At 48.0% G+C, this 26,501-nt stretch carries 25 protein-coding genes and 1 pseudogene; 3 read left to right on the top strand and 23 right to left on the bottom strand.

The window, feature by feature from the left end:
• Positions 1-54 precede the first annotated feature (54 nt).
• The 11 genes and pseudogenes from FYJ59_RS05210 to FYJ59_RS14495 all read right to left on the bottom strand — a co-directional run.
• Positions 55-1,704 carry a Na/Pi cotransporter family protein gene (locus FYJ59_RS05210; RefSeq protein ID WP_154495720.1) on the bottom strand — a complete coding sequence of 550 codons (1,650 nt, stop codon included), beginning with the start codon at positions 1,702-1,704 and terminating at the stop codon, positions 55-57.
• Between the two features lie 166 nt (positions 1,705-1,870).
• Positions 1,871-2,782: a bifunctional riboflavin kinase/FAD synthetase gene (locus FYJ59_RS05215; protein ID WP_154495722.1), complete on the bottom strand. Its 912-nt coding sequence runs from the start codon at positions 2,780-2,782 to the stop codon at positions 1,871-1,873.
• 2 nt (positions 2,783-2,784) lie between these two features.
• Positions 2,785-3,699, bottom strand: coding sequence for a tRNA pseudouridine(55) synthase TruB (truB, locus tag FYJ59_RS05220; RefSeq protein WP_154495724.1), 915 nt, complete (start codon positions 3,697-3,699; stop codon positions 2,785-2,787).
• Positions 3,699-4,655: a DHH family phosphoesterase gene (locus tag FYJ59_RS05225; RefSeq protein WP_154495726.1), complete on the bottom strand. Its 957-nt coding sequence runs from the start codon at positions 4,653-4,655 to the stop codon at positions 3,699-3,701. Before FYJ59_RS05225 ends, truB begins: the two co-directional genes overlap by 1 nt.
• Complete coding sequence (gene rbfA, locus FYJ59_RS05230) at positions 4,655-5,074, bottom strand: 30S ribosome-binding factor RbfA (RefSeq protein ID WP_148448035.1); 420 nt, start codon at positions 5,072-5,074, stop codon at positions 4,655-4,657. Before rbfA ends, FYJ59_RS05225 begins: the two co-directional genes overlap by 1 nt.
• A gap of 25 nt (positions 5,075-5,099) precedes the next feature.
• Entirely contained in the window at positions 5,100-8,018 is a 2,919-nt protein-coding gene (infB, locus tag FYJ59_RS05235) for a translation initiation factor IF-2 (RefSeq protein WP_154495728.1), read from the bottom strand.
• A gap of 17 nt (positions 8,019-8,035) precedes the next feature.
• Positions 8,036-8,353, bottom strand: coding sequence for a L7Ae/L30e/S12e/Gadd45 family ribosomal protein (locus FYJ59_RS05240; protein WP_022154232.1), 318 nt, complete (start codon positions 8,351-8,353; stop codon positions 8,036-8,038).
• Positions 8,340-8,612 (bottom strand): RNase P modulator RnpM, encoded by a 273-nt coding sequence (rnpM, locus tag FYJ59_RS05245; RefSeq protein ID WP_118546568.1) that lies wholly within the window; start codon positions 8,610-8,612, stop codon positions 8,340-8,342. The genes FYJ59_RS05240 and rnpM overlap by 14 nt, the downstream gene beginning before the upstream one ends.
• Positions 8,613-8,615: 3 nt before the next feature.
• On the bottom strand, positions 8,616-9,740 hold the full coding sequence (nusA, locus tag FYJ59_RS05250; protein ID WP_154495730.1) for a transcription termination factor NusA: 1,125 nt from the start codon (positions 9,738-9,740) through the stop codon (positions 8,616-8,618).
• A 54-nt stretch (positions 9,741-9,794) separates the two neighbouring features.
• Positions 9,795-10,259, bottom strand: coding sequence for a ribosome maturation factor RimP (locus FYJ59_RS05255; protein ID WP_022154229.1), 465 nt, complete (start codon positions 10,257-10,259; stop codon positions 9,795-9,797).
• A gap of 474 nt (positions 10,260-10,733) precedes the next feature.
• Positions 10,734-10,832: pseudogene (locus FYJ59_RS14495) on the bottom strand (DUF2798 domain-containing protein); the annotation flags it as partial.
• Positions 10,833-11,455: 623 nt separating this feature from the next.
• On the opposite strand from FYJ59_RS14495, the gene FYJ59_RS05265 reads away from it, so the two are divergent.
• On the top strand, positions 11,456-11,827 hold the full coding sequence (locus FYJ59_RS05265; protein WP_205839457.1) for a helix-turn-helix domain-containing protein: 372 nt from the start codon (positions 11,456-11,458) through the stop codon (positions 11,825-11,827).
• Here the strand turns inward: FYJ59_RS05265 and FYJ59_RS05270 are convergent.
• Positions 11,817-12,863, bottom strand: coding sequence for a tetratricopeptide repeat protein (locus FYJ59_RS05270; protein ID WP_154495734.1), 1,047 nt, complete (start codon positions 12,861-12,863; stop codon positions 11,817-11,819). The genes FYJ59_RS05265 and FYJ59_RS05270 overlap by 11 nt on opposite strands.
• 29 nt (positions 12,864-12,892) lie before the next feature.
• On the bottom strand, positions 12,893-13,330 hold the full coding sequence (gene mscL, locus FYJ59_RS05275; protein ID WP_154495736.1) for a large conductance mechanosensitive channel protein MscL: 438 nt from the start codon (positions 13,328-13,330) through the stop codon (positions 12,893-12,895).
• 281 nt (positions 13,331-13,611) lie between these two features.
• Here mscL and holA point away from each other — a divergent pair, with 281 nt between their 5' ends.
• Positions 13,612-14,592 (top strand): DNA polymerase III subunit delta, encoded by a 981-nt coding sequence (holA, locus tag FYJ59_RS05280; RefSeq protein WP_148448027.1) that lies wholly within the window; start codon positions 13,612-13,614, stop codon positions 14,590-14,592.
• 272 nt (positions 14,593-14,864) lie between these two features.
• On the opposite strand, the gene FYJ59_RS05285 is transcribed toward holA, so the two are convergent.
• The 8 genes from FYJ59_RS05285 to FYJ59_RS05320 all read right to left on the bottom strand — a co-directional run bounded on the left by FYJ59_RS05285 (position 14,865) and on the right by FYJ59_RS05320 (position 22,519).
• Complete coding sequence (locus FYJ59_RS05285; RefSeq protein WP_154495738.1) at positions 14,865-15,422, bottom strand: hypothetical protein; 558 nt, start codon at positions 15,420-15,422, stop codon at positions 14,865-14,867.
• Between the two features lie 65 nt (positions 15,423-15,487).
• Positions 15,488-15,874, bottom strand: a complete 387-nt coding sequence (locus tag FYJ59_RS05290) for a permease prefix domain 1-containing protein (RefSeq protein WP_154495740.1) — start codon at positions 15,872-15,874, stop codon at positions 15,488-15,490.
• Between the two features lie 2 nt (positions 15,875-15,876).
• Positions 15,877-16,206 (bottom strand): PadR family transcriptional regulator, encoded by a 330-nt coding sequence (locus FYJ59_RS05295; protein WP_022154221.1) that lies wholly within the window; start codon positions 16,204-16,206, stop codon positions 15,877-15,879.
• A 95-nt stretch (positions 16,207-16,301) separates the two neighbouring features.
• Complete coding sequence (locus FYJ59_RS05300) at positions 16,302-16,562, bottom strand: hypothetical protein (RefSeq protein WP_154495742.1); 261 nt, start codon at positions 16,560-16,562, stop codon at positions 16,302-16,304.
• 50 nt (positions 16,563-16,612) lie between these two features.
• On the bottom strand, positions 16,613-17,272 hold the full coding sequence (locus tag FYJ59_RS05305; RefSeq protein WP_154495744.1) for an NUDIX hydrolase: 660 nt from the start codon (positions 17,270-17,272) through the stop codon (positions 16,613-16,615).
• Positions 17,223-17,933, bottom strand: coding sequence for a superoxide dismutase (locus FYJ59_RS05310; RefSeq protein ID WP_154495746.1), 711 nt, complete (start codon positions 17,931-17,933; stop codon positions 17,223-17,225). The genes FYJ59_RS05305 and FYJ59_RS05310 overlap by 50 nt, the downstream gene beginning before the upstream one ends.
• Positions 17,934-18,129: 196 nt before the next feature.
• On the bottom strand, positions 18,130-21,330 hold the full coding sequence (gene carB, locus FYJ59_RS05315; protein ID WP_154495748.1) for a carbamoyl-phosphate synthase large subunit: 3,201 nt from the start codon (positions 21,328-21,330) through the stop codon (positions 18,130-18,132).
• A 1-nt stretch (position 21,331) separates the two neighbouring features.
• Positions 21,332-22,519, bottom strand: coding sequence for a carbamoyl phosphate synthase small subunit (locus tag FYJ59_RS05320; protein ID WP_154495750.1), 1,188 nt, complete (start codon positions 22,517-22,519; stop codon positions 21,332-21,334).
• Positions 22,520-23,023: 504 nt separating this feature from the next.
• Here FYJ59_RS05320 and FYJ59_RS05325 point away from each other — a divergent pair.
• Positions 23,024-24,223, top strand: a complete 1,200-nt coding sequence (locus FYJ59_RS05325; protein WP_154495752.1) for an alanyl-tRNA editing protein — start codon at positions 23,024-23,026, stop codon at positions 24,221-24,223.
• A gap of 146 nt (positions 24,224-24,369) precedes the next feature.
• Here FYJ59_RS05325 and FYJ59_RS05330 read toward each other — a convergent pair whose 3' ends face one another.
• Positions 24,370-24,984 (bottom strand): ECF transporter S component, encoded by a 615-nt coding sequence (locus FYJ59_RS05330; protein ID WP_235897926.1) that lies wholly within the window; start codon positions 24,982-24,984, stop codon positions 24,370-24,372.
• 143 nt (positions 24,985-25,127) lie between these two features.
• Positions 25,128-26,345, bottom strand: a complete 1,218-nt coding sequence (locus FYJ59_RS05335; protein WP_154495754.1) for an EAL and HDOD domain-containing protein — start codon at positions 26,343-26,345, stop codon at positions 25,128-25,130.
• Positions 26,346-26,501: the final 156 nt, after the last annotated feature.

A 26,501-nucleotide genomic window follows, 5' to 3' on the forward strand; every position in this document is an offset into this window, starting at 1 on the left:
CCACGCAAAGCATTATACTTTGCATGGTTCTCATCTTACAGCTCATTCTTGTTTTTAATTGGTCTTGCCTTCGTCCATTTCGTCTTCGGTAGTAATGGCAAATGCAATGTTGGTCGCATGGTCTGCAACTCTCTCCAGACCGGATACAATATCCGAGAAGATCATACCGGCTTCGGGAGAACATTCTCCCTTGGTAAGACGCTCTACATGCTTCTTCTGCAGTTCGCGTTCCTTTTCATCTACCTGATCCTCTAAAGTGATGATCTCCTGCATATGGGTCTCATCGCTCTTGGCAAACATTTCTACGGCATAACGGATGATCTTATTGACCATCTCCAGCATGTCTCCCAGTTCCTTTTGGGCTTCCTTGCTGATAGATACTCCTTCTTCCTTACGCTGTCTTGCGGCATCCGCTACATTCTCCGCATGGTCACCGATACGCTCGATATCATTCACCACATGGAACAGAGCACCCAGACTGTTCAGGTCTTCGATGGGCAGTGTCGTCTGGTTAATCTTCACCAGATAATCCGTAATGGCATGGTTCAGGAAGTTGATATTTTTCTCTACCTCGTAGACTTCCTCAATGTCTTCTTCATCCAATGTGATCAGGGCATTCATGGCACGGTTTAAGTTCTCCTCCGCCAGAGAAGCCATACGCTCCAGCTCCTTGACAACCTCTACTACTGCGGTAGCGGGGTTGAACACCACTTTGTCGCCGATGTATTTTAACTGATAGCTCTCTCTGTAACCAACCTTCTGATCTTCGCCGGGTACGATCAGGTAGGTCATCTTTACCAGCCAGCCGGTGAACGGGAACAGCATAATTACCTGTGCGATCTTGATCAGCGTATGCGCATTTGCCACGAACCGGCCGTTGTCCGCGGAGATAGACTTGATCAGTTCCACGATCTGATCACCTGCCACGAACAGAGCAATATAGATAATAACCGTACCAATGATATTGAACAGCAGATGGATCAGTGCAGCTCTCTTCGCATCCTTTTTACCGGTCATAGAAGCTAACATTGCGGTAGCACAGGCACCGATATTACATCCTAAGATAATGTAAAGTGTGATCGGTAACGGCAGCAGATCCTGATTGGCGAGCAGCAGTACGATACTGACCGTTACGGATGAGCTCTGAATAATCGCAGTCAGGGCAAATCCCATCAAGGTGGCTAAGAACGGATTCTTCAGAGACATCAGCAGATTTACTACCTGCGGCTCATTTTTCATGTTGGCCATTGCCTGGGACATGGTGCTCAGTCCCACGAACAGAATACCGAAGCCTACGACCACTTCCGCTACTTTACGGACTTTTTCTTTCTTCGTAAACATCATCACGACCACACCGACTAACAGAATTAACGGTGCTATCTTGGACAAATTAAATGATACCAGCTGTGAGGTAATGGTGGTACCGATATTGGCACCGAGGATGACTCCCGCTGCCTGATACAGATTCATCAGACCGGAGTTAACAAAGCTGACGACCATAACCGTACATGCGGAGGAAGACTGGATGATACCGGTGAAAATAATACCTACGATCATCCCCATGAAACGGTTCGTGGTAAAAATCTCCAGAATACGACGAAGTCTGGCTCCTGCTACCTTCTCAATGGAATCACTCATCAGTTCCATTCCGAATAAAAATAGTCCCAGACCTCCAGCCATTGTCAATATTGTTCCAAAGCTCATTTTTAATCCCTCAATCTCTCTTGATTCTCTTACGAAAAACCAAAATAATTATTTTCAAATTTAATCTAACTATAAACAATCCAAAATATATTTTACGAGATAGAATAAAAACTTGCAATGGATATTTTACTTTTCTTTTACGTTTCTTTACATTTTTTTACTCAATTTACGCGTTTCGCCCATCCGCAATATCCAGGTCCAGCTGTTTCTTAAGCTCTTCCAAAGATCCGAATCTGCGTTCAGGGCGCCGGAAGCTTTTCAATGCCACTTCAATCTCCTGACCGTAAATATCCTGAGCGAAATCATATAGATAAGATTCCACTCCCATCATTTTTTCGGAAGAAACCGTCGGCTTGGTCCCTACATTGCTGATGGCTTTGTAGGCCCTCCCATTATAACGGACTACCGCATAATAGACACCGTTGGGCGGCAGGAGCTTACCTGCGGGCGGCAGAAGATTTACTGTGGGAAAGCCCAGGGTATGACCGATATGGTTGCCATGTTCCACGCATCCCACGAGAGTATAGGGCATCCCCAGCATCTTTTCCGCTTCGTCCATCCGGCCCTCTTCCACCAGCTTGCGGATGTAAGTAGAGCTGACCTCGATGCCATCCACTTCGATCTTCTCTATGGTCCGGACACAAAAACCTAACTGCGGAGCCATTTTCTCTAAAAGTTCTGCATTGCCTGCTCCATTTTTTCCAAAAGACAGATCTTCACCTGCTGCCACAAAACGGGTATTCATCTGCTTCGCCAGAATCTCTGTCACGAAACGCTCCGGTTCTGTGGCTGCAGTCTCTTTTGTCAACGGGAACTCGATCAGGATGTCGATCCCCAGATGTTCGAAGAGACGCCTTTTCTCTTCTCTTGTCGTCAGTTCTTTTCCATCCGACAGTCCGAACAGCACCGCCGGTGTGGGATCAAAAGTGAAAACACAGGCTGCCAGTCCGTTCTTTTTCTTATTCAGGATTTCCTCTAAAAGTCTTCTGTGCCCCAAATGCACACCGTCAAATTTGCCGATAGCTACCGCAGTATCTTTTTCCAGATAAAAATCTGTTGTTCCTGCAATGATTTCCAAGTCTATTTCCTGCTTTCTGTGTTACTTGGGAAGATTTTCATGGGCTTGTACCATTCTTTTACCCTGTCATACGCATAAATGCCCACAAAGCTGTCATCCTCTCTGTAGACACGCACCCACTCTCCCGCAGGGTAAGTAGTCTGCTCCATGGTCTGTCCCGGATAAAAAGCGTTCCCGTTATCGATCAATTTCCGCCATTTTTCCTCTACATGTACTGCATTTAAATCCGCAAAAATACGGTCCGTGGGAAGCAGTGCCTCCTCTAATCTGTCCGTATCCCGGAGTTCCTGCAGCTGTGCAAGTGTCAGGGCATCCGCAAGCCGGAATTCTCCGACCCTGGTGCGGACGAGACTCTTCATGGTGCCACCGCAGCCAAGCTTCCCGCCGATATCGGCACAGAGACTGCGGATGTAAGTTCCCTTGGAGCATTCCACACGGAACTTCACCACCGGAAGTCTTATTTCCAGGATCTCGATCGCCGGCAGATCCACATGTCTTGCCTGCCGTTCCACTTCTTTACCTGCCCTGGCAAGCTCATAGAGTTTTTTTCCGTTGACCTTCAGTGCGGAATACATAGGCGGAATCTGGTCATAACCGCCGACAAAGCTTTCGATCACTTCACGTACCTGTGCCTCATCCACCGCTACTTCCCGTTCTTCCAAAACGGTTCCCGTGGTATCCTGGGTATCTGTGATCTGACCCAGTAAAAGTTCTGCCACATATTCCTTGGTCCTGTCCGTCAGCATTTCGCATGCTCTGGTAGCACTCCCCAGACATACAGGGAGCACACCGGTAGCCTGTGGATCCAGTGTACCTGTGTGCCCTATCTTTTTCTGCCGGCAGATCCCGCGAAGCTTGGCTACCATATCATGAGAGGTAAAACCTGCTTCCTTATATACATTGATGATGCCGTCCATTAATCCTGTTCTCCCCGCAATTGCTTATCGATGTGCAGTGACAAATTATTGATACAGTCATGAAAAGTCCCCTTCATGGTGCAGCCTGCGGCACGTACATGTCCGCCGCCTCCAAAGAAGGATGCCACCTTCGCCACATCAACCTTCTCATTGGAACGCATGCTGACCTTGTACTCCAGTACACCGGTCTCATACATGAAGATCGCACAGTCGATTCCTTTAATATTGCGCAGCTGGTTCACTATGCCGTCCAGATCTCCCGGTACTGCATTGTAGAAATCCATGGTCTTACGGTCCACCATGCTCACGATGCAGCGGCCGTCCATGAAGCGTATGCTCTCCATCAGGGCTCTGCCCATGATCTGTGTCTGCAGATACGTCTTCTGATAAAAGCTCTCCTCAATGATTTTAGAAAAATTAAATCCAAAAGAGATCAGAAATGCTGCTGCCTGCAATGTCTCCGGTGTCGTATTGGAATACTGGAATACGCCGGTATCGTGAATGATGCCGGTGTACAATGCTTCCGCAATATCTCTGTCAATGAGTTCGGCATCCATGATGTGATACAGCACCTCACAGGCACTGCCCATCTCGGGCCGGACGAGATTTACATCACCGCAGCCGGAATTGCTGATATGATGATCGATGTTGATCTTCTTTTTCGCATTCTGGAAATATTTCTCTGCGTCTCCCAGTCTGTCTGAGCTGCAATCCAGCGCAAAATATACATCAAAAGGATCCTGCTCCAGACATTCGGTCTGAATCTCATCGTATCCCTTCAGATAGGAAAACTCTTCGGAAGGCTTCTGTAAATATACGGTAACTTCTGCTTCGGGAAGGAGTTTACGCAGGTACATCTGTAAGGACAGACATACACCCACGCAGTCTCCGTCGGGACGAATATGTCCGCTGATGCCAATCTTTTTTGCGCCACGACATTCTTCACGCAAATCCATTATTCGTCACCTTCCTCTGTCTCTTCCGTATCTTCCACAACTTCATGATCCGGCTTCTGTGCCTCATCCGCTGCAATGACTTCATCGATCTTGTGGGACATGTTGACACCATACTCGATGGACTGGTCCATCACAAAAGTGATATCCGGAGTGTTGCGCAGATTGATGGTACGCGCCAGTTCTCTGCGGATAAAGCCCTCGGCGCTCTTTAAGCCCTGCAGGGTAGACTTTCTGACTTCCTCGTCTCCCAGCACACTGATCCATGCCTTACAGCTTTTTAAATCCGGTGCCACTTCCACAGCGACCACACTGGTCCAGGGACTGATCCGGGGGTCCTTAAGACCGCCCCGGATGATCTCTGCCAGAACGCGCTGTACTTCCCCGTTGACACGGGTATTTTTCACACTATTCTTTCTCATTCTTATTCCTTCTTAAAATAACTCCCTACCGTGGTACCTCCACCATGATGTAGGCTTCTACGATATCCAGCTCCTGCATCTTGTCAAAGCCTTCAAATACGAGACCACACTCATATCCTGCCTTAACTTCCTTCACATCATCCTTGAATCTCTTCAGGGAAGCCAGGTTGCCCTCGAAGATCTGCTCGCCCTCACGGGTGATACGAACTTTACAGCCTCTCTGGAAGACACCGTCTAAGACATAGGAACCGGCAATGTTACCGATAGCGGATGCCTTGAAGATCTGACGAACCTCTGCATGACCGATCACCTTCTCCTCATAGACAGGATCCAGCATACCCTTCATGGCAGCTTCGATATCTTCGATGGCCTGGTAGATGACCTTGTACAGACGTACATCCACGCCCTCTCTCTCTGCGGTTGCCTTGGCAGTCGCATCGGGACGGACGTTAAATCCAATGATGATCGCATTGGACGCGCTTGCCAGAGATACGTCGGACTCATTGATGGCACCTACACCGCCGTGGATACATTTTACTACTACTTCTTCATTGGACAGCTTCATCAGGGACTGCTTTACTGCCTCTACGCTACCCTGTACATCAGCCTTGACGATCAGGTTCAGTTCCTTCAGATTACCCTCCTGGATCTGGCTGAACAGATCATCCAGGGACATTCTGCCCTTGGTCTCTTCCAGCATCTTTTCCTTATTCTGCGCCAGATAGGTCTCTGCATAAGATTTTGCTGTCTTATCATTATCATGTGCCAGGAATACTTCACCGGCACTGGGAACATCAGACAGACCCAGGATCTCTACGGGAGTAGAAGGTCCTGCTTCCTTGACTCTGCGTCCCTTGTCATCAATCATGGCTCTTACCTTACCATGAGCCACACCTGCAGAGATAAAGTCTCCCACATGCAGGGTACCCTTCTGTACCAGTACGGTAGCCACAGGACCGCGTCCCTTATCCAGCTCTGCCTCGATGACCAGACCTCTTGCCTTTCTCTTGGGGTTCGCCTTCAGCTCCATGATGTCTGCGGTCAGCAGGATCATGTCAAGCAGCTGGTCAATACCCTCGCCGCTTTTTGCGGATACGGGTGCAAATACGGTGCTTCCGCCCCAATCCTCGGGGATCAGCTCATACTCTGCCAGCTCCTGCTTTACGCGGTCAATATTTGCAGAGGGCTTATCGATCTTGTTCACTGCTACGATGATCTCCACACCCGCTGCCTTTGCATGGTTGATCGCCTCTACGGTCTGGGGCATTACGCCGTCGTCCGCTGCTACTACCAGGATAGCGATATCGGTCGCATTGGCACCACGCATACGCATGGCGGTAAATGCTTCGTGTCCGGGAGTATCTAAGAAGGTGATCTTACGGTCTCCCACATTTACAGTATAAGCACCGATGTGCTGGGTGATACCACCTGCCTCACGCTCGGTTACGTTGGTCTTACGGATAGCGTCTAACAGGGAAGTCTTACCATGGTCAACGTGACCCATAACACAGATTACGGGAGGTCTCTCCACCAGATCTGCCTCGTCCTCTTCGTCTTCCTTCAACAGTTCTTCGATAACATCTACCTTGACCTCTTTTTCACAGAGAATGTCATATTCCATGGCAATGTTCTCTGCATCTTCATAGGAGATCTCCTGGTTCACGGTTACAATCTTACCTTCCAGGAACAGCTTCTTGATGATGGCTGCGGGCTGTAACTTCATCTTCTCAGCCAGTTCTTTGATGGTAATGGATTCCGGCAGCACGATCACCTTGATCTGCTCTTCCTGTACCGCTTCCTTTTTCTTTTCCGGCTTGATGAAACGTCCGGGCTTGTTCTTCAGTGCGTCCTCGTCCTCATAGATATGGTCCTTCTTGGAACGCTTGTTGTCCTTCTCCTGGCTGAAACGTCTCTTTTCATCTTCGCGCTTCTTCTCAATATCTTTACCTGCAGGTTCCGGAGCGAAGCCCTTATTCTGTCTGTTATCTCCGAATCGATTACCCGATCCGCCATTGCCTCTTTGGTCGCGGCCGTTATTGCCGTAACCGCGCTCACCGTTGCCGTTATTCCTGCGATCACCCTGGCCGCCTTCCATACCCGGACGACCCTGTCTGTTAAATCCGCCTCCCTGAGGTCTGCCATTGCCCATACCTCCTCTGTTTGCGTTCTGTCCGCCCTGTCGGCTGCCCTGACCACGATCGTTCTGACCACGATTATCACGGTTCTGTCCGTAATTATTCTGACCGTAACCACTCTGACGGTTGTCGCGGTTATTGTTCTGCGGTCTCTCCGCAGGTCTGTCCGCAGGTCTTGCCTGTGCAGCTGCGGTATTGGTATTCTGCGCTGCCTGCTCTTTTACGGGAGCCTGTGCAGCTGCGGTATTATTTACAGGCTTTTTCGCAGGCTGCTGTCCCTTATTGCCGGGTACCATTGCCACACTGGGTGTGGGTGAAGGCGGGGTCAGCGGCTTGATGGGACGTACGGGAGTCTGTGCCTGCACACGGTTATTGTAAGAATTGTTCTGATAGCCGTTGTTCTGATATCTGTTATTCTGTCCCTGGTTCGGACGCTGTCCGCCGGCATTTCTCTGTCCCTGTCCGTTCTGTCCGCCCTGACGCTGTCCGGGCATCTTGGAATTCTGCGGGTTACTTACGAAAATAATCTTTTTCTTCTTTTTCGTTTCCTCGGGAGATTTTGTTTCCTCCTGCGCCTTTTCCTCAACAGGCTTTGTATTTTCAGCCTTTGCCGGAGCTTCTTTTTCCACAGCGGGTGCTGCTGCAGCCTTCTTCTGTCCTAAGCTGTTACGTACCAGCGCTGCTGCATCCTCTTCCAACGAACTCTGTGCTGCCTTTGCCTCAATTCCTTTTTCCTGTAAAAAATTCAATATATCCTTACTCTGTAGTTCTAATTCTTTTGCGAGTTCATGTACTTTGATTTTCGCCATGCTTTCCTCCATTCTGCCTAACCGGGCAAATTCGCTTCCAATTGCTTGATGAGTGCATCTGCCAGTCCCGCATCACACACACCTACCGAAGATCTTAAGTTCCGGCCGATCGCCCAGCCGAGCTCTTCTTTTGTGCCATATTCGTATACCGGGACTTCATAATAGGAACATTTGTCGTGAAACAACTTTTTCGTATTGGCGGATGCATCTTCTGCAACGATCACCAACATGGCAGAACCTTTTTTCACAGCGTCCTCCGTCTGGAATTCACCGCTTACCAGGTTACGCCCCCTCATCGCAAGTCCCAAAAGGGAATAAATCTTATTCTGTTTCAAGCTGATCAAACTCCTTTTCCAGCATATCATAACTTTCCGGAGAAATACTCATCTTGAAAGAACGCTCTAAGCCTTTATTCTTCCGGGCCTTCTGCAGACATTCCTTCTGTCTGCATATATATGCACCGCGTCCGTTCTTTTTGCCCGTTGTATCTAAACAGATCTCTCCTTCCGGAGTCTTCAGAACACGCAGCATTTCTTTTTTGCCTTTCATTTCTCCGCAGCCTACGCACTGCCTCAGTGGAATCTTTTTTGCCATTGATTATTCCTGCTCTCCATCAAAATCGTCTTCGGTTTCATCCTCGTAATCATCCACATAATCCTCATAACGGAAGCCGGGAGCATCCTTGGCCTGTGTCTCGGATTTGATGTCGATCTTGTAACCGGTCAGCCTTGCTGCCAGTCTTGCGTTCTGACCTTCCTTACCGATCGCCAGAGACAGCTGATAATCGGGAACGACTACCTTTGCGGTCTTCTCATCGGGATCCGCAAATACTGCTACGATCTTGGCAGGAGAAAGTGCATTCTGGATCAGGTTACCGGGGTTCTCATCCCAGTTCACGATATCGATCTTCTCACCGCGCAGCTCTTCTACGATAGCATTGACACGGGCACCGTTCATACCTACGCAGGCACCGACCGCATCCACGTTAGGGTTGTTGCTCCATACAGCGATCTTGGTACGGCTGCCAGCCTCTCTGGCAATGCTCTTGATCTCTACGGTACCATCCTTGATCTCGGTAACTTCAGACTCAAACAGTCGCTTTACCAGTTCCGGATGGGTACGGCTGACATTGATACGGGGTCCCTTCGGGGTATTCTTCACTTCTACGATGTAGACCTTGATACGCTCGGTGGGTTTGAAGACTTCACCCTTCACCTGCTCATTCTCGGTCAGCATGGCATCTGCCTTACCCAGGTTGATGCTGATGTTTTTGCCGACATAACGCTGTACCACACCGGTGACAACATCCTTTTCCTTCTCATAATACTGATTGTAGATCACGCTTCTCTCTTCTTCACGGATCTTCTGTAAGATCACGTTCTTGGCATTCTGGGTAGCGATACGTCCGAATTCCTTGGACTTGATCTCTACATGGAGCATGTCGCCGACCTGTGCCTTTTTGGAGATCTCCTGTGCATCCTCCAGAGCAATCTGTAAGCAGTCATCCTCTACATCGTCCTTCGTGGGTACGACTTCCTTCTCAGCATATACCAGAAAATCGCAGGTCTCTCTATTGATCTCCACATGGACATTGTCAGCCTTTCCAAAATGGTTCTTGCAGGCTGTCATCAGGGAATTCTCGATGGCTTCAAACAAGGTCTCCTTGCTGATCTCCTTCTCCTTCTCCAGAATGTCCAGTGCCTCCATTAATTCCTTATTCATCATTTCCTCCATTCCGGCTTTCGCCTTTTCTTAGTGTATGGTTTCTTCTTATTATCAAAAATCCAGTGCCAGGCGGATCAGTGCGATGTCTGCTCTGGCAAAAGTTCTCGGGGTTCCCTCTTCTGTGATCGTAACCGTATCTGCATCAAAGCTTTCCAGAATGCCGGAAAATTCCTTGCATTTGTCGATGGGTTTAAACAGTTTGATCTCCACCTCTTCGCCGATGCTCTTCTGTAAATGCTTATCCTTTTTCAGAGTTCTGCCCAGTCCCGGGCTGCTGACCTCCAGAATGTATGCATCTGGAATGAAATCCGCCTTGTCGAGAGCTTCGGATAATGCTCTGCTGACATTTTCACAATCCAGAATATTCACACCCTCCGGCTTGTCGATGTAGGCTCTCAGATAGTAGTCACTGCCTTCCTTCACATACTCCACATCGTAGATCTCCACCTGGTTTACTTCTGCGATGGGCGCAAGCAGTTCTTCGGTTCTGCTTTCGTAGTCCTCTCGTTTGGACATGTATGCCCTCCTTTACTGATATGAACTGTCGTCACAACAACAAGAAAGAGTGGCACGTGTCCACTCTTACTCTAGTAATCATCTTTAAACTATACACAGTATAGACCCTGTGTAAAAAAAAGTCAAGTCTTAATAATCGGTTTTATTCTTTAGTATATCACGTTCTCCCCAGCCTTGCCTTAAAATCCTTATATCCAAAATGCACCAGTTCTTCACAGGTTCCATCTTCCCGGTACACCCAGATCGCCGGAAGGGGCATTCCGTTAAAGGTATTGTTCTTACAGGTGGTGTAGATCGCCTGTCTCTCAAAATCGATTTATTTTAACATTACTATAATTGTTTTGTCAATTACTTTTGATCTGTTTCTCATTTTTCTTGTTTTTTGCCATTTTCCCGACAACAAACCCAAAGACATTCCGCACTCCGGGGCCTGCGAAAAAGATCTGCCAGCACAGCGCCATGGGGAAGTTCTGCTCCCTTTTCCAGTGCGATGTTGTAACAGACCATGGCGTACACCATAACGAACGCCATGATCAGGGTGAGAATAATGTTCTGTAATTTTGTTTTCGGCATAATTGGATGCCCTCCTTTTCTAAAAATGAGCGCAAAAAGACACATGTGTGTTGTTCGTTAATCAGTGAGCAGTGCGCACATGTGTCGTTTCCAATTCTTACCTAAAGTCTTTATGCTGTTTTACTATTTTTGCAACGGTGAGATTTTATCACATAGATTCCGGAAAAGTCAATATGAAATAATGCATTTTTTCTTCCATTTTTTCTTCCACGGCTTCCTTCTGCTGTTCCCGGATACAGCCGGTAAGTATCATTTCCTATTTCTGATCGCCATCCATATCCACAAGCATAAAATCATAAATTGTAAATGATGTTGTCAAAGTCCCGTCATGCCAGTAATACTCATCCCAATAAAATTCCTGACAGCCTTCATTTGCACTGACAAACCGCAAACGGGACTGTCCTTTCGAACAGTCCCTGAAGAGAAAAAGAGTCCCCAAAAGGATTTTCCATGTATATCCCTTTGTTTTTAGGTAAGATTAATTTTAGACTTTCTTTTATACATTTTTCATCTATTTCTAAAATGTCATTCCTTTAAAACTAAAATATAGTAAAATAGACTTCATCAAATCTTAAAAGAAAACATTTAAATAGTGCTGCATCTGCGGCAGAATGAGAGGCAATATGAGGAGTTTCGGTGAGATCCTTACATCCCTGCGGGAAGAACGGGGCATCTATCAGAAGGAACTGGCTGCCATATTAAAAGTATCCGTTGGCACCGTCTCTAATTACGAGAACAATATTCACTTCCCGGATCAGGAAGCATTACTGCAGCTGGCTGATTATTTCGGAGTGACCGTTGATTATCTGTTGGGGCGTACTTCCTATCGTTATAGTCTGGATACCTTAAATGAAGAATATGCTCCCGGCATGACCGTGGCTGAGCTGGTGGACATCATACAGCATTTCAGTCCCCAGAACACGGCATCCTTTTTGGATTATATCGAACTTCTGCAATTACGACAAAAGGCAGAGGATTGCTCCTCTACCTCGTAGATAAAAACTGCTGCTCCCGGATGGCCGTCTGGTCGTCCGGGTAATTTTGTAAGTAGGCTTTTAACAGCACTGCCGCTTTCTGATAATCCTGCAGATATTCATATGCTACGATCTCGTTGAAGGACAAGGTCTGCATCAGGCTGTTCCCTTCGATCTGTTTTCCTGCCTGAAATGCTTCCAATGCCTTCTGGTAGTCTTTTTTCGCCATCTCACATAATCCCAGCTGATTATAGATCTCCGCATCCGGTCCCTGCTTGGACAGGTAATTGCTGTACACACTGGAGGCATAATTATAATCTCCGGTGGCAGCATAAGCTTTCCCCAGGTACAGATAGCTGTCCACTCCACCCTTACCCTTGGCTTCTTCCAGTGCCAGGTAGGCTTTCTGATAATCTCCCAGGTAATAATAAATACGACCGCTGTCATAGGCATCCAGCTTTTTGTCGGTATTCAGTACATTTTGCAGATACTCCTGCCCGACTTCCCGGTATCCGTAGTCTGCCAGAGCTTCGTAGATCTCGATCAGCCGGTCATAATTTTTCGGATCCATAGAGATCGCCTTGTCGAAATCTGCCTTGGCACTCTCGTAATCTCCCAGTTCCAGTTCCGCCGATCCCCGCAGGAAATAGGCGTCCTTCTCCTCCGGCTTCAGTTCCAGAATGGCATCATATACCTTTTTTGCCTCCGCAGGCTGTCCGTTCTTCCGGTAGGCGGCTGCGAGATAATAGTTCATATCGTAGTCTACATTCTGCACCCAGCCGTCACTAAGCTCCAACGCCTCTGTAAAATACTGCACTGCCTGATCATATTCTGTCAGCCCCATGCTGGCAATCCCCCGGCCTCTTGCAATAAGACGGCTGTTCTCCTTCTGTGCTTCCGCTTCGTCAAAGGCTGTCAATGCACCCTGATAATCCAGTGTTTCCACCAGCTGCATCCCCTCGGTGATTTTCGTAGTATCATTTCCGCAGCCTGTCAGCATGCTTATCATCAGACAACAGATTCCTGCCATCACTATTTTCTTATGTGTTTTACCCATGCTTTCCTCCACGGTATTGTCAAGGTGTCTTACTGCTCGTCCAGTTTAGAAGTACAATGAGGACATCTCGTAGCATCAATAGCGATCTCGCTCTTACAGAATGGGCATTTCTTCGTCGTAGGTGCAGCCGGAGTCTCCTCTTTGTGGTGCAGGGTGTCTCCCAGCTTGTTAATGAATTTTACCAGGCAAAAGATCACAAATGCTGTGATCAGGAAATTGATGACCGCTGTGATAAAATTACCGTACATCAACACCGGTGCGGTGTCACCGCTTCCCAGCTTCACATATAAATTAGAAAAATCCGTGCCTCCGAAGATTGCCAGAACCGGAGTAAGGATGTCCTGATTCAGAGAAGTAACGATAGCGGTAAATGCGCCGCCGACGATCACGCCGACTGCCATATCCATTACATTTCCCCTCAGAATAAACTTTTTAAATTCCTGCATGAATCCGCTTTTCTTGCTCATTTTTTTCTTCCTTCCTCTTATGGTATACTGTTCGGCCCGCGCCATTCGCAAAGTCGCGCTGCCGCGCTTTCCGTCACTTCGTGACTACCTTTGCTCATGAATTGGCGCTTGACTCATGGACATATTCGTTCACGCAATCATGCAAGCATGATTGTGTCTCTCGTATATGTCCATGGTCGAACTGTTTTGTTTCATAATAGCATACACCCCTTGAAACCTCAATAGGAAATGGGGTATACTCTTTTCAGAAAATACAGTAAGAAATAGAAGGAATACTATTTATGCAGCGGATCAATGAAGACATCAAAACCGGCAATTTCAAACAGATCTACCTTCTCTACGGAGAGGAACGTTATCTGAAGAACCAGTACACGACCCGTCTGCGCAAGGCTCTGTGTCAGGACGGCGACGAGATGAATACCCATTTCTATCAGGGGAAGGATTTCTCCTTGGGACAAGTCATTGATCTGGCAGAGACGCTGCCTTTTCTGGCAGAGCGCCGTGTCATGTTTTTTAAAGATACCGGACTCTTCAAAGCCGGTGGGGAAAAGCTGGCGGAATACCTGGCAAACCCCAACGACACCACCTTTTTCGTGTTCACGGAAAGTGAAGTGGATAAGCGCAGCAAGCTCTACAAAGCCGTGCAGTCCAAGGGATATGTGGCAGAGTTCACAGTACAGGATGAAAATACACTGAAACGCTGGATTGCCGGTATTCTGGGCAAAGAAGGGAAAAAGATCTCCGAGAACACCGCACAGCTCCTGCTCTCCAAGACCGGCACCGATATGGAAAATATCCAGATGGAGCTGGAGAAGCTGATCTGCTATTGTCTGGACCGGGATGTGGTCACCGCGGAGGATGTAGAGGCTGTCTGCACCACCCGTATCACCAACCATATCTTCGATATGGTCAATGCCATTGCAGAAAAACAGCCGCAGAAAGCCTTACAGCTCTATTATGATCTGCTGGCATTAAAAGAGCCGCCCATGCGCGTACTGTTCCTGATCGCCAGACAGTGTAACCTGCTGCTCCAGACCAAGGAATTGAAAAACAGAGGCCACGACAATAAGACCATTGCCTCCAAGATTGGTGTACCGCCCTTTGCCGCCGGAAAATATGTGGCACAGGCATCCCATTTCAAGACTTCCGTGCTGAAAAATGCGGTAAAGCAGTGCGTGGAGACTGAAGAGGCCGTGAAATCCGGACGGATGAATGATATGATGAGTGTGGAGATACTGATTTTGTCGGTATTGCCCTCGTAAGCTTGCGAAATGCATTGAGTGAGTTCTGCTCACGATATAGAAAAGTCCATGGACAGTTTTCCTGCTCATGGACTTTTTATTTGCATTACTTTTATTACCATGTTACATATTCAGATTCAAAGTAATGGTCTTCTGCAATGATACCTGTGACGCCTTGAACTTTTTTGGATATACATCTTTGTATCTGTAAATACTCAGAATGATTCCCGCCAATGCGTAAGACAGTAAAATATTATCTCTGCCAACAGATAAGAACGGCAGGAATGTTGTCGTCAGCGGGATCCATCCAAAAATTCCGGCAGACCTTCGAGCACATCATTTCCACTATTTCCCCAAAACGAAATGTTCTCATTAAATTTATGAAGCATGGACGTCATATAATAGGCATCTCCGGAAGCGGTGAAATAGGAGCGGATCCTTGCTTCCTGATATACTGCCAGCATATGAAATGCGTACATTGCAGCCAGTAACAGGACCGGTAATCCCGCAAGAAACAACCCCAAGACAATAATCGTCTTTTTGACGGGCAATTGAAACCACCCCTTCCAAATAGCCACCGTAAGTTCCATCAGCATACTGATCATCATGATGACAGCCACACCGAGGCTTGGAATCCGGAATGTAATAAATACCGGAAGGATCAGCCACAGGAGTGCTTTGCACAGTGCCATAAACCCACCGTCCCTGTATTTGTATAAGATAGCTCCATAGATGGGCACATAGAACATCATCAGGGAAGTAATCGACACCCGGAACATTCCAAATCCAACCCAGTCGCCGACTCCGTTAATATCCACACCGAAAAAGCTGGTCAGCCGCAATCCTCCCAAAATAAGTATAAGGACTCCAATGAACCTGGAGTACTTTGCAATTAATGTATAATCCAGAAAGTAGATCACACACATGAGAAGGACACAATACATGAGACAAACCCCTCCGTAGTATAGCGGTACACTTCCTGTCTCCATGTTTCCAGCTCCTGATAACCGGGTTGTCTGAGAATGGATTGCTGTATCAGAATGCCCAGCAGGCTTAAAATTCCTACGATCACAAGTAACCTCCATGCAATCTTAGGCTTGTGGATTCTGTCCAGTGAGATACCGACTTCCACCGGATCTCCCATGTCCGCAACCGCATTTTTCTCTGCTTCCTCAGAGGTCATCCCTTCGGAAAGATTGTCTGCGATCTGGCATTCTATATGGTCTCTTATCTCCTCAGCGATATAAGGTCTTGCTTTTTTGCAGCGAATCTGTGACAGCAGTTTTTCCAAATATGTCTCCATCCCTATACCCCCATTGCCAGAACGCTGGTGACCGCGGATTGATATTCCATCCACTCCGCTTTTTTTGTTTCCAGTAATTTTCTGCCCTCTTTCGTAATACTGTAATACTTCCTCGTCTTGCCTGCATATTCCTGCTCATATACCGTAAGCAGGCCCTTCGCTTCCAGCCCATGCAACAGCGGATACAGCGTACCTGCTTTTAACTCGAACACGTTACAGGATTTTTTCCGCAGTGTATCGATCATCTCGTATCCGTACATATCCTTCTCCGCCAGTAATCTGAGCAGAAGCATCGTCATACTTCCCGACATCAGTGATTTGTCCACAGCCATTTTTGTCCTCCTTATATAGATAGCCGATATATATCGTTGTCTATAATATATATCGGCTATCTATATATGTCAATATTTATTTTTCAAATCGATCACTAATACAGTTCGACTTCATCTACTATTTCATATTTGTTATCCTTGTTTTCCACTTTCCTTATGACGAATATCATATCAGAGACTGTCTCGCTTTGGTCTTTAGAGGTCACCACATATCGGTTGTCTCCCTGTTGCTTCCATATTTTGATGGAGTCTTCATCAATGCCCCAGGCGAAACCATCCGCTTCCGCACGGTACAATTTGTCATCCACTTCGGCGTATAGATTTCCCAGGTAAGTAGTGTCTGCTGATAATATCATTATACAATTGAACAGTCGGAAACGCAATTGAGCGAATGGCAACTTCAAAATTATTCCCACATTCCCGTTACAAAGCACATCAGTGCCGCCCAGGTATATAAGGGATAGAAAAGCTCCTGATCATCCACGCCGTCTTTTAGGATTTTCTGTGCTTCTTCTTGGGACACCAATAAAAAGCCGTCAAAGCATTCCGTACCTACGGCACCTTCCTGGCTTACCTTCGGCATTTCTTCCCTGTTCAGAGTGATCTGCACCAGTGCATTGCTCTCGTCCGTCATGCCCGGGGTGCTGAATACCAGGGGATTCACCAGACGGATGCTGTCACTTTCCTCCAGTGTAATGCCGGTCTCTTCCCGCAATTCCCGGATGGCTGCATGAAACACCGGATTTTCCTGTGCCGCATCCTCCGGGTCCAACAGTCCTGCCGGAACGCTTAACAGGAACTGTCCTGCAGGATAGCGATACTCACGGCTCAAGCAGAGTCTCGGCTCCTGTCCGCTGATTTTTAGGATTACGACACAGCTCACCGCATCCGGCAGCATCTGTTTAAATTCTTCGTCATTTTTTACTGCCGCCAGATTCTCAATGCTTCTTCTGGTGGCATCAAAATAATGTTTTCCGGGCTCATATTGCAGGTCAAATACTTTGATGAATCTGCTGTCATAGACGGTCTCTACCTGTTCTTTTTTTATGATCGGTCTGTTCTCCATTTTCATTTCCTCTTTCCAGTCTGCAGAGGACCTGTTCATAACGTCTCTCCGCCTTTTTCCAGTGGATCAGCTTATGCCACCCCACCACATAATCCGGTCTGCGGTTCCGGTACTGTAAATAATAGGCATGTTCCCACACATCTATCAGAAATATGGGAGTATACAATCTCAGATCCGGCACATCCTGGTTTGCTGTGGTCAGGATCATAAGCGTTCCATCCTGATCACTTACAAGCCATACCCAGCCGGAGCCAAAGACTCCCGTGGCTGCCTGGGTCATCTGCTCTTTCCATTGTCTCACCGATCCGTAATCCCGGATCAGGGCCTCTTCCAATGTTCCGCAGGGTTCCTGCCCCACAGGGCTTCGCATACTGTCAAAATACAGCTGGTGGTTGTATACGCCGCCACCGTTATTGTGAATACTTTCCCGGGCTTCCTCCTGCAAGGATGCAAGTTTATTATCCTCCGAAGTGAGCAGTTCCGTCAAGGTCATTTGCTGTAACTGAGGATAATCCGCAAGAATTGCATTCAGCTTGTCTACATAGGTCTGATAATGCTTATCATGGTGAAAATGCAGTGTCTCCTCATCCAGTACCGGAAACAGGGCATCATATTCATAGGGCAGAGGCTGTGCGACAAAAGGATAATGTTCTTCTAACATAAGGCTCCAATCCGCCTGCGGGATACAGGCTTGCGATCATACAATATTTACCATACGCCTATTATATGCCGCACTTACGGATTTTATTTTCGGATTTGCACTTTTGCAGTCAGCGTTCTTCTCTTTTTGACATAAATCAAGCAGGAGAGAAAATTTATTAAATATTCCCTCCTGCTCAATTCCATTTTTTATATTTTTACAGCTGTGCAATATCCACCAGTGTCAGTTCCTTGCAATCGTTCATATGCTCCATGCTGGTCACGAGAGCATTGGCGGTGTCCATTGCGGTGATGCAGTAGATACCGGTCTCGATAGCGGTACGACGGATCAGGAAGCCGTCTCTGGTCTTGTCGCGGCCCTGAGTAGGGGTATCGATGACAAGGTCGATCTTGTGTCCCAGGATCAGGTCCATAACGGTCGGGGATTCCTGAGAGATCTTGTTGACCTTTCTCGCCTTCACACCTGCCTCATTCAGAGCTGCTGCGGTACTTCTGGTAGCGTAGATGGTGTATCCCAGCTTCTCGAAGCGTCTTCCGATCTCGATTGCTTCTCCCTTATCCGCATCCTTTACGGTAATGATCATGTTCTTATACTTGGGCAGTTCCACACCTGCCCCCAGGAATGCCTTGTACAGTGCCTCGTTGAAGCTCTTGGCAATACCCAGGCACTCACCGGTGGACTTCATCTCCGGTCCTAAGCTGATCTCGGCACCGCGGATCTTCTCGAAGGAGAACACAGGCATCTTGATGGCAAAATACTCTGCCTCAGGCTGTAAGCCGGGCTCGTAGCCAAGCTCACGGATGGTCTTGCCGATGATCACTTCGGTAGCCAGATCCACGATAGGAATACCGGTTACCTTACTGATATAAGGTACGGTACGGGAAGAGCGGGGGTTAACCTCAATGACATATACTTCGTCACCGATGGCAATGAACTGGATATTGATCAGTCCCTTGACATGCAGTGCCTTTGCCAGTCTTCTGGTGTACTCTGCGATCTTCTCTTTTACTACTTTATCAATGGTCGGAGCCGGATATACGGAGATACTATCTCCGGAGTGGATACCGGTTCTCTCGATATGCTCCATGATACCGGGGATCAGGATATCGGTACCGTCGCATACAGCATCGACCTCGATCTCCTTACCCTGTAAATACTTATCTACCAGGATCGGGTGATCCTGTGCGATACGATTGATGATCTCCATGAACTCTTCGATCTCTTCATCGGAGATAGCGATCTGCATGCCCTGTCCGCCCAATACATAGGAAGGACGTACCAGTACGGGATAGCCCAGTCTGTTGGCAACCGCCTTAGCTTCCTCTGCGGTGTATACGGTACCGCCGGCTGCACGGGGGATCTCGGTCTCTTCCAGAATCTTGTCGAACAGCTCTCTGTCCTCAGCGGCATCTACATCCTCCGCCTTGGTGCCCAGGATGGGCACGCCCATCTTCATCAGGCTCTCGGTCAGCTTGATAGCGGTCTGTCCGCCGAACTGTACCACAGCACCATCAGGATGCTCGATATTTACGATAGATTCCACATCTTCCGGAGTCAAGGGCTCGAAATACAGCTTGTCCGCAATATCGAAGTCGGTACTTACGGTCTCCGGGTTGTTGTTGATGATAATGGTCTCATAGCCTGCCTTGGAAAATGCCCAGGTAGCATGTACGGAACAATAGTCGAACTCGATACCCTGTCCGATACGGATAGGACCGGAACCCAGTACCAGGACTTTCTTGCGCCCGGTGGTCTCCTTGGCTTCGCACTCGCCGCCAAATACGGAGTAATAATAAGGAGTGGAAGCTGCGAACTCTGCGGCACAGGTGTCTACCATCTTGTAAACAGCCTTAATGCCGTTGTCATAACGCATCTTCTTGATCTCTTCCTCGGTCTTGCCGGTCAGTCTTGCGATGACGTTATCCGGGAACTCGATTCTCTTGGCTTCCTTCAGCAGATCCACTGTCAGGGGCTGTGTCTCCAGTGCATGCTCCATCTCGGTCAGAATGGCGATCTTGTCAATGAACCACAGGTCGATCTTTGTAATGTCGTGGATCTGTTCATAACTGATACCCTTACGGATTGCTTCAGCGATCACATAGATTCTCTGGTCATCCACGATCTTCAGACGCTCTAACAGTTCCTCCACAGACAAAGTGCTGAAATCATAGCTGCGCAGGCAGTCCACATGCTGCTCCAGGGAACGGATGGCCTTCATCAGTGCTCCCTCGAAGTTATTGCATATACTCATAACCTCACCGGTTGCCTTCATCTGTGTGGTCAGAGTACGCTTTGCAGTGATAAATTTATCGAAAGGCAGTCTGGGGATCTTTACTACACAGTAATCCAGTGTCGGCTCGAAGCTGGCATAGGTCTTGTGGGTAATGGCATTTTTGATCTCATCCAGAGTAAAGCCCAGTGCGATCTTCGCTGCTACCTTTGCAATGGGGTAACCGGTCGCCTTACTTGCCAGTGCAGAAGAACGGCTGACACGGGGATTCACCTCGATAACACAATATTCAAAGCTGGTGGGATGCAGTGCAAACTGTACGTTACATCCACCGGTGATCTGCAGTTCGTTGATGATCTTCAGAGCGGAAGTACGTAACATCTGGTACTCCTTGTCGCTCAGGGTCTGGGAAGGCGCTACTACGATACTGTCTCCGGTATGCACACCGACGGGATCGATGTTCTCCATGTTACATACAGTGATGCAGTTGCCTGCGCTGTCACGCATTACTTCGTACTCGATCTCTTTCCAGCCCGCGATACAACGCTCTACCAGTACCTGTCCTACACGGGACAGACGTAAACCGTTCTCCAGTATCTCTTCCAGTTCTACCTGATTGTGTGCGATACCGCCGCCGGAACCGCCCAGGGTATAAGCAGGACGCAGTACAACAGGATAGCCGATGGTGTTGGTGAATTCCACACCGTCTTCCACGTTCTCAACGACCTTGGATGCTGCACAGGGCTCGCCGATACGCTCCATCAGATCCTTGAACTCCTGACGGCCTTCCGCATTACGAATGGTAGCTGCGGTAGTACCTAACAGCTTTACATTGTGAGCTGCCAGGAAACCGGATTCCTCCAGCTCCATGCCGAGGTTCAGACCAGCCTGTCCTCCCAGGGTGGGGAGAATGCTGTCGGGCTTTTCCTTTTCAATGATCTGCTCCAGAACCTTTACGTTCAGGGGCTCAATATATACCTTATCTGCGATATCTTTATCGGTCATGATGGTCGCAGGATTGGAGTTCACCAGGATTACCTCTACTCCCTCTTCCTTCAGGGAACGGCAGGCCTGGGTACCTGCATAGTCGAATTCCGCTGCCTGTCCGATGACAATAGGACCGGAGCCGATTACCATTACTCGTTTTACATTAGGATTCTTGGGCATCTTAGTTCTCTCCTCTCATCATATGAATGAACCGGTCAAACAGGTAACCGGAGTCCTGGGGTCCCGGACATGCTTCCGGATGGAACTGTACGGTGAAAATATTCTTGCCGGTGTAGGACAGGCCCTCGTTGGTACCGTCGTTGACATTGATGAATGCGGGAACCGCTACGGACGGATCCAGTTTATCGGTATCTACCACATAGCCGTGGTTCTGAGAGGAAATATATACTCTTCCGGTCATCAGATCCTTTACCGGATGGTTGCCTCCTCTGTGTCCGTATTTCATTTTATGGGTATCTGCGCCGGTAGCCAGAGCCATCAGCTGATGTCCCAGACAGATTGCGAAAATAGGGATCTCGGTATCGTATAACTTTTTGATCTCGGCGATCACACCGGTACACTCCTTGGGGTCTCCCGGTCCGTTACTTAACATGATACCGTCGGGATTATCATCAATGATCTCCTGTGCGGGAGTTCCTGCGGGGTATACGGTCACCTCACAGCCTCTCTCTGCCAGGGATCTGGCGATATTTCTCTTAGCTCCCAGGTCTAACAGAGCTACCTTCAGTCCCTGTCCGGACAGCTCCGTTACCAGTGCCGGCTTAGGCTCTCTGACACCTTTTTCATAAGCTTCTTTATCAAAACGCGCTGCACCGGAGAGAGGTCCGTTCTGTGCCAGCTCCGTGGTGGGCGCTACCACATATTTTTCCCTGCAGGTCACCTTTTCCACGACCTTGCCTGTAGTATACTCCTTCAGCTTCGGAAGTACTTCGTTCAGGTCATAGGCTTCGTTGGTGGTGATCATGCCGTTCATGGTACCCTTCTCACGCAGGATCTTGGTCAGCGCACGGGTATCGATACCGGCGATACCGGGCACGCCGTTCTCCTCTAAGTATTCCTGTATTGTGCAGTCACAGCGGAAGTTGCTGGGAATACGTGAAAGCTCTCTGACGATGAATCCATCCGGCCAGGGTCTCTCCGACTCGCAGTCATCCCTGCATATGCCATAGTTACCGATCAGGGGGTAAGTCATGCATACAGCCTGTCCTGCATAGGACGGATCCGTCAGGACCTCCAGATATCCGGCCATGGATGTGTTAAATACGATTTCACTGATGATCTCTTTGTCTGCACCGATGTGCGTTCCATCGAACACCGTTCCATCTTCCAAAATCAAAAATGCCTTCATTCTTTCCTCACATTCTGCCGCTTTTTGCGACGTTTGTATTTCTCTCAGTCTCCTACAATACCTGCGAATTGCTCCGCTGAGTATCTGCAATGTCTACGATACCTACGAATTGCTCCGCTGCTTCGCAGCTCTCGCAATTCTGAAAACATTCGGATTCCGCGGATTTGCTTCCGCAAATCGCTGCATCCTCATGTTTTGGCGATTTAAATCGGCACCTGCCTCCCCGTGCAAGCGCGGTCGGCCTCTGCCGTTTAAATCTGGTATCTGCATAATCGATTCATTATATCATAAAAAAAAATGCGTCGCAATAGACCCTGTCTGCATAAAAACCCACAAAAAACCTCTCCGCAATCCCGATACTCCTTGGAGAATCTGACAAAGCTATGTAAAAGCTTACAATTTCCATTGCTTTTTCCACCGGGTCTGATATAGAATAGATATGTATTTTCTATTTTTCAATTATCACAAAACGCTGTTTTCCTACAGCAGATTGGACAGGCATCTATGGATCGTATCGAAAATGCTCAAATGAACTCCCTGGGAACCCGCAAACTCTATTATGAAGATGTACATCAGACGGATTTCACCGCTGTGGTAATGGAATGTGTTCCCGACAAGGAAGAGGGATATTACAGGATCGTTCTGGACGCTTCCGCTTTTTTCCCGGAAGAGGGCGGTCAGTCCGCCGACAAAGGCACCTTAAACGGTCAGGAAGTACTGGATGTCAGCATCAAACAGGGCATCCTATATCATAAAGCAGCCTGTGAACTTCCCGCTGGCACCCGGGTCACCGGTCATGTGGACTGGAACCGCCGGTTTGATTTCATGCAGCAGCACTCCGGCGAGCATATAATCTCCGGCTTACTGCACTCCCATTTCGGACTGGAAAACGTAGGCTTCCATTTAAGCGACAGAGAAGTGACACTGGATATGAACGGAGAAGTCTCTCTGGAGCAGCTGCGTCTCATCGAACAAGAAGCCAACGCTTATGTCTGGAAAAATCTTCCGGTCAACATCAGCTGGCCCTCCTCCGAAGAACTGTTAAGCTTAAACTACCGCAGCAAGCTGGCTCTCACAGAAAATGTACGTATCGTCGAGATCCCCGGCGTGGATCTGTGTGCCTGCTGTGCTCCGCATGTAGATACCACCGGACAGATCGGTCTCATCAAAGTTGTAAATGTGCAGAGCCACAGAGGCGGTGTCCGCATCAATATTCTCTGCGGAGACCGTGCTCTGGCAGATTATACTGAAAAACAGGATTCTGTCTGGGCAATTTCTTCTCTGCTCTCAGCGAAACAGCCGGAAGTAGCAGGTGCTGTTGCCCGCGCCAAAGAGGATGCAAGGCTGCAAAAAGAGCGCGCCAATGCCCTGCAGGCAGAGCTACTGAACGTACAGATGGGCGCACTTCCCTCCCCGGAAAAAGTACACCACGTGCTTCTCTTCGTCGGTGAACTGGATGCCATTGCCCTACGTAACGCTGTGAATACCCTGACCGGAAAATATTCCGGTTACTGTGGTATCTTTGCCGGAGACGATACAAACGGTTATCGATTTATTGTAGGCAGTGCTTCCTGTAACTGTCAGGAACTGGCAGACCGCATGCGCCGGGAACTTTCTGCAAAAGGTGGCGGATCCGCTCCCATGATCCAGGGGAATGTTGCTGTCACGGCAGATACCCTACAGACAATGTGGAGGTCGCTGTAATGACCATCCTTTCTGCCTATATATGCATTTCGGCACATGAATTCCGTATTCAAAATTTCCACATGGAAAACCCCCGGCATGACCATCTGTCATACTCCGGGGGTCTGTTTGTATATTTTATATATTTTTCGTTTCGGAAAATCTGATTATTTCTCTTCTGTTGTTGCATTCTTCTTCAGCGCTACGCTGACTGCCTTCGCAACGCCACCACCTACTACACAGCTCATAGGCATCTCCAGTGCTCCGTTGATACCACAGAATGCTACGGCGAACATAAACAGATTCGCTCCGGTTGCATTCATGCTCTGCAGATACTCGGTATGACCGAAGCAGATCATCAGAGTAGACATGAAGAACAGGGTGTTCATAAATGCTCCCAGCAGACCGGTCACGAAGTAAGTTACGGTCTTCGTCTTGTCAATCTTCCACAGTGCCTTGAAGATCACGCCGGACAGCCATCCCATCAGAGTTCTGGTAGGGATGCATACCAGGAAAGTGAAAAACGGATTCATTGCTACCAAAGCTGCTCCAAAAGGATCTCCTGCAAAGCACTGGTAAAAGCTGGTAAGTCCAAATACCAGTCCCAGAACAGCTCCGCCTGTGGGTCCTAAGAGCATTGCACCGATGACTACGGGAATGGTCATCAGGGAGATTGCTAACGGTCCGATGCGCAGATACCCAAGCGGGGTAAATGCCAGAATCAGCATGATCGCGATGAGTACGGCCAATTGTACCATCTCAAGTGTCTTGTTTTTTTTCATATGAAATTTCCTTTCCGCGCTTTTTGCGCCTTTGCTACTATTCCTCCATCTGGCGTCCTTTGAACTGCCGGAGGATATAATTACAAGTCATTCAAGAAAATAACATAAATGTATACAAAACACAAGTACATTTTTTAATACAATCAACGTACGGTGCGATACCACTTCAACGCCGATGTATAGGCTTCATATACTGTATTCATATCAATATTCTTTAATAGCATCAGGCGGGATACCTCCGCCCAGTTGGCTGTCTCATACTGCAGCATAAAATCGTACACCGGTGCCAGTGCGCCGATGCGGTAGATCAGTGCATTGCTGATCTCGCCAGCCACATGGACCACCTTCAAAGCCTCTGCCATGGGTTTCTCGAGGATCACATCCAGCACGGAGAACAATCCCATCAGGAACAATTCATCTTTCTGCGCCTTCAGACCAAACGCTTCCGCCAGATTCTCGGCAAATTTCGCACGAAGCAGAGATAATCTGGTGACCTCATTCGGCTTATCCGCATACAAAGCATTGGCTACTGCCGTGTTGATCCACTTTTTCAGTTCCCGCTGTCCCAGCATGGCAGCCGCATGACGGATAGACGTAATCTCCGAATTTACAGCCAGTGGCTGAACCATTTTCAGCAGATCGATCGTGAGTGCGGTATCACGGCTGATGATATCCGCCGCTGTTGTGAGTTCAAAATCCGGGTTGTTCACAATATTCAGCAGGTCAATATAGTTACCCTTCAAGGGTGCCACATCTGTCTGTCCCTTCGTAATGGGAACACGATAGAACTTACCCTCATAGAAACGATATCCGCCGGTCTCCTTCAGTCTCTCGAAGTCCTCCATGGTATCAATATTACCGGCACACAGACTGATATTCGGGAATAACTTCCCGAAATAAATCTTGGCTTTATCAATGGCTATTTTACGGTTATTCAGAAGGACATAATCCATCAGCTTCAGGACTTCTCTGTAATTTTCAAAATCACTGACCGCAAGCTTACGAATGGCAAGTTTATAGCCTTGCTGTTTCAATTCCTTCAGACGATTGACATACATTTCAATCGGCGGAATGGTATTATCGATCAAAAGTACGATTTTTTCATGAGGTGCATCGCACTGCTCCGTAATATCCGCAAAAATAGAAATATTGGTGATCGGTACAAAAATCTCTTTTCCCTGAGACAATGTATCGATTCCCATCTTTTGGATCAATTCCAATCCGGTGATCTGTGATGCCCCATCAAATTGTGCTGTCCCAAGCAGCAACGGATTCAACAGGTAATTTTCTCTCTGGGTAAAAAAGGAATAGGCACATACGGCCATATTTTCATCAAAAAGCGGTACTAATGTAAGCAGCATATTTTTACCTCCCAATTACCTATATTATACCGATTCCGACAGGACTTTACAAGTGGTACTATCAGCACAGAGATGTTGTAAATTGAGAGTTAATGAAATAATCCCGTAGCCCTTGGCAGGGTATAAGAAACGCGGCACGCTCGCGCTCTGTCGCAG

The organism is Waltera intestinalis (assembly GCF_009695995.1).
GTDB classification, from domain to species: domain Bacteria; phylum Bacillota; class Clostridia; order Lachnospirales; family Lachnospiraceae; genus Acetatifactor; species Acetatifactor intestinalis.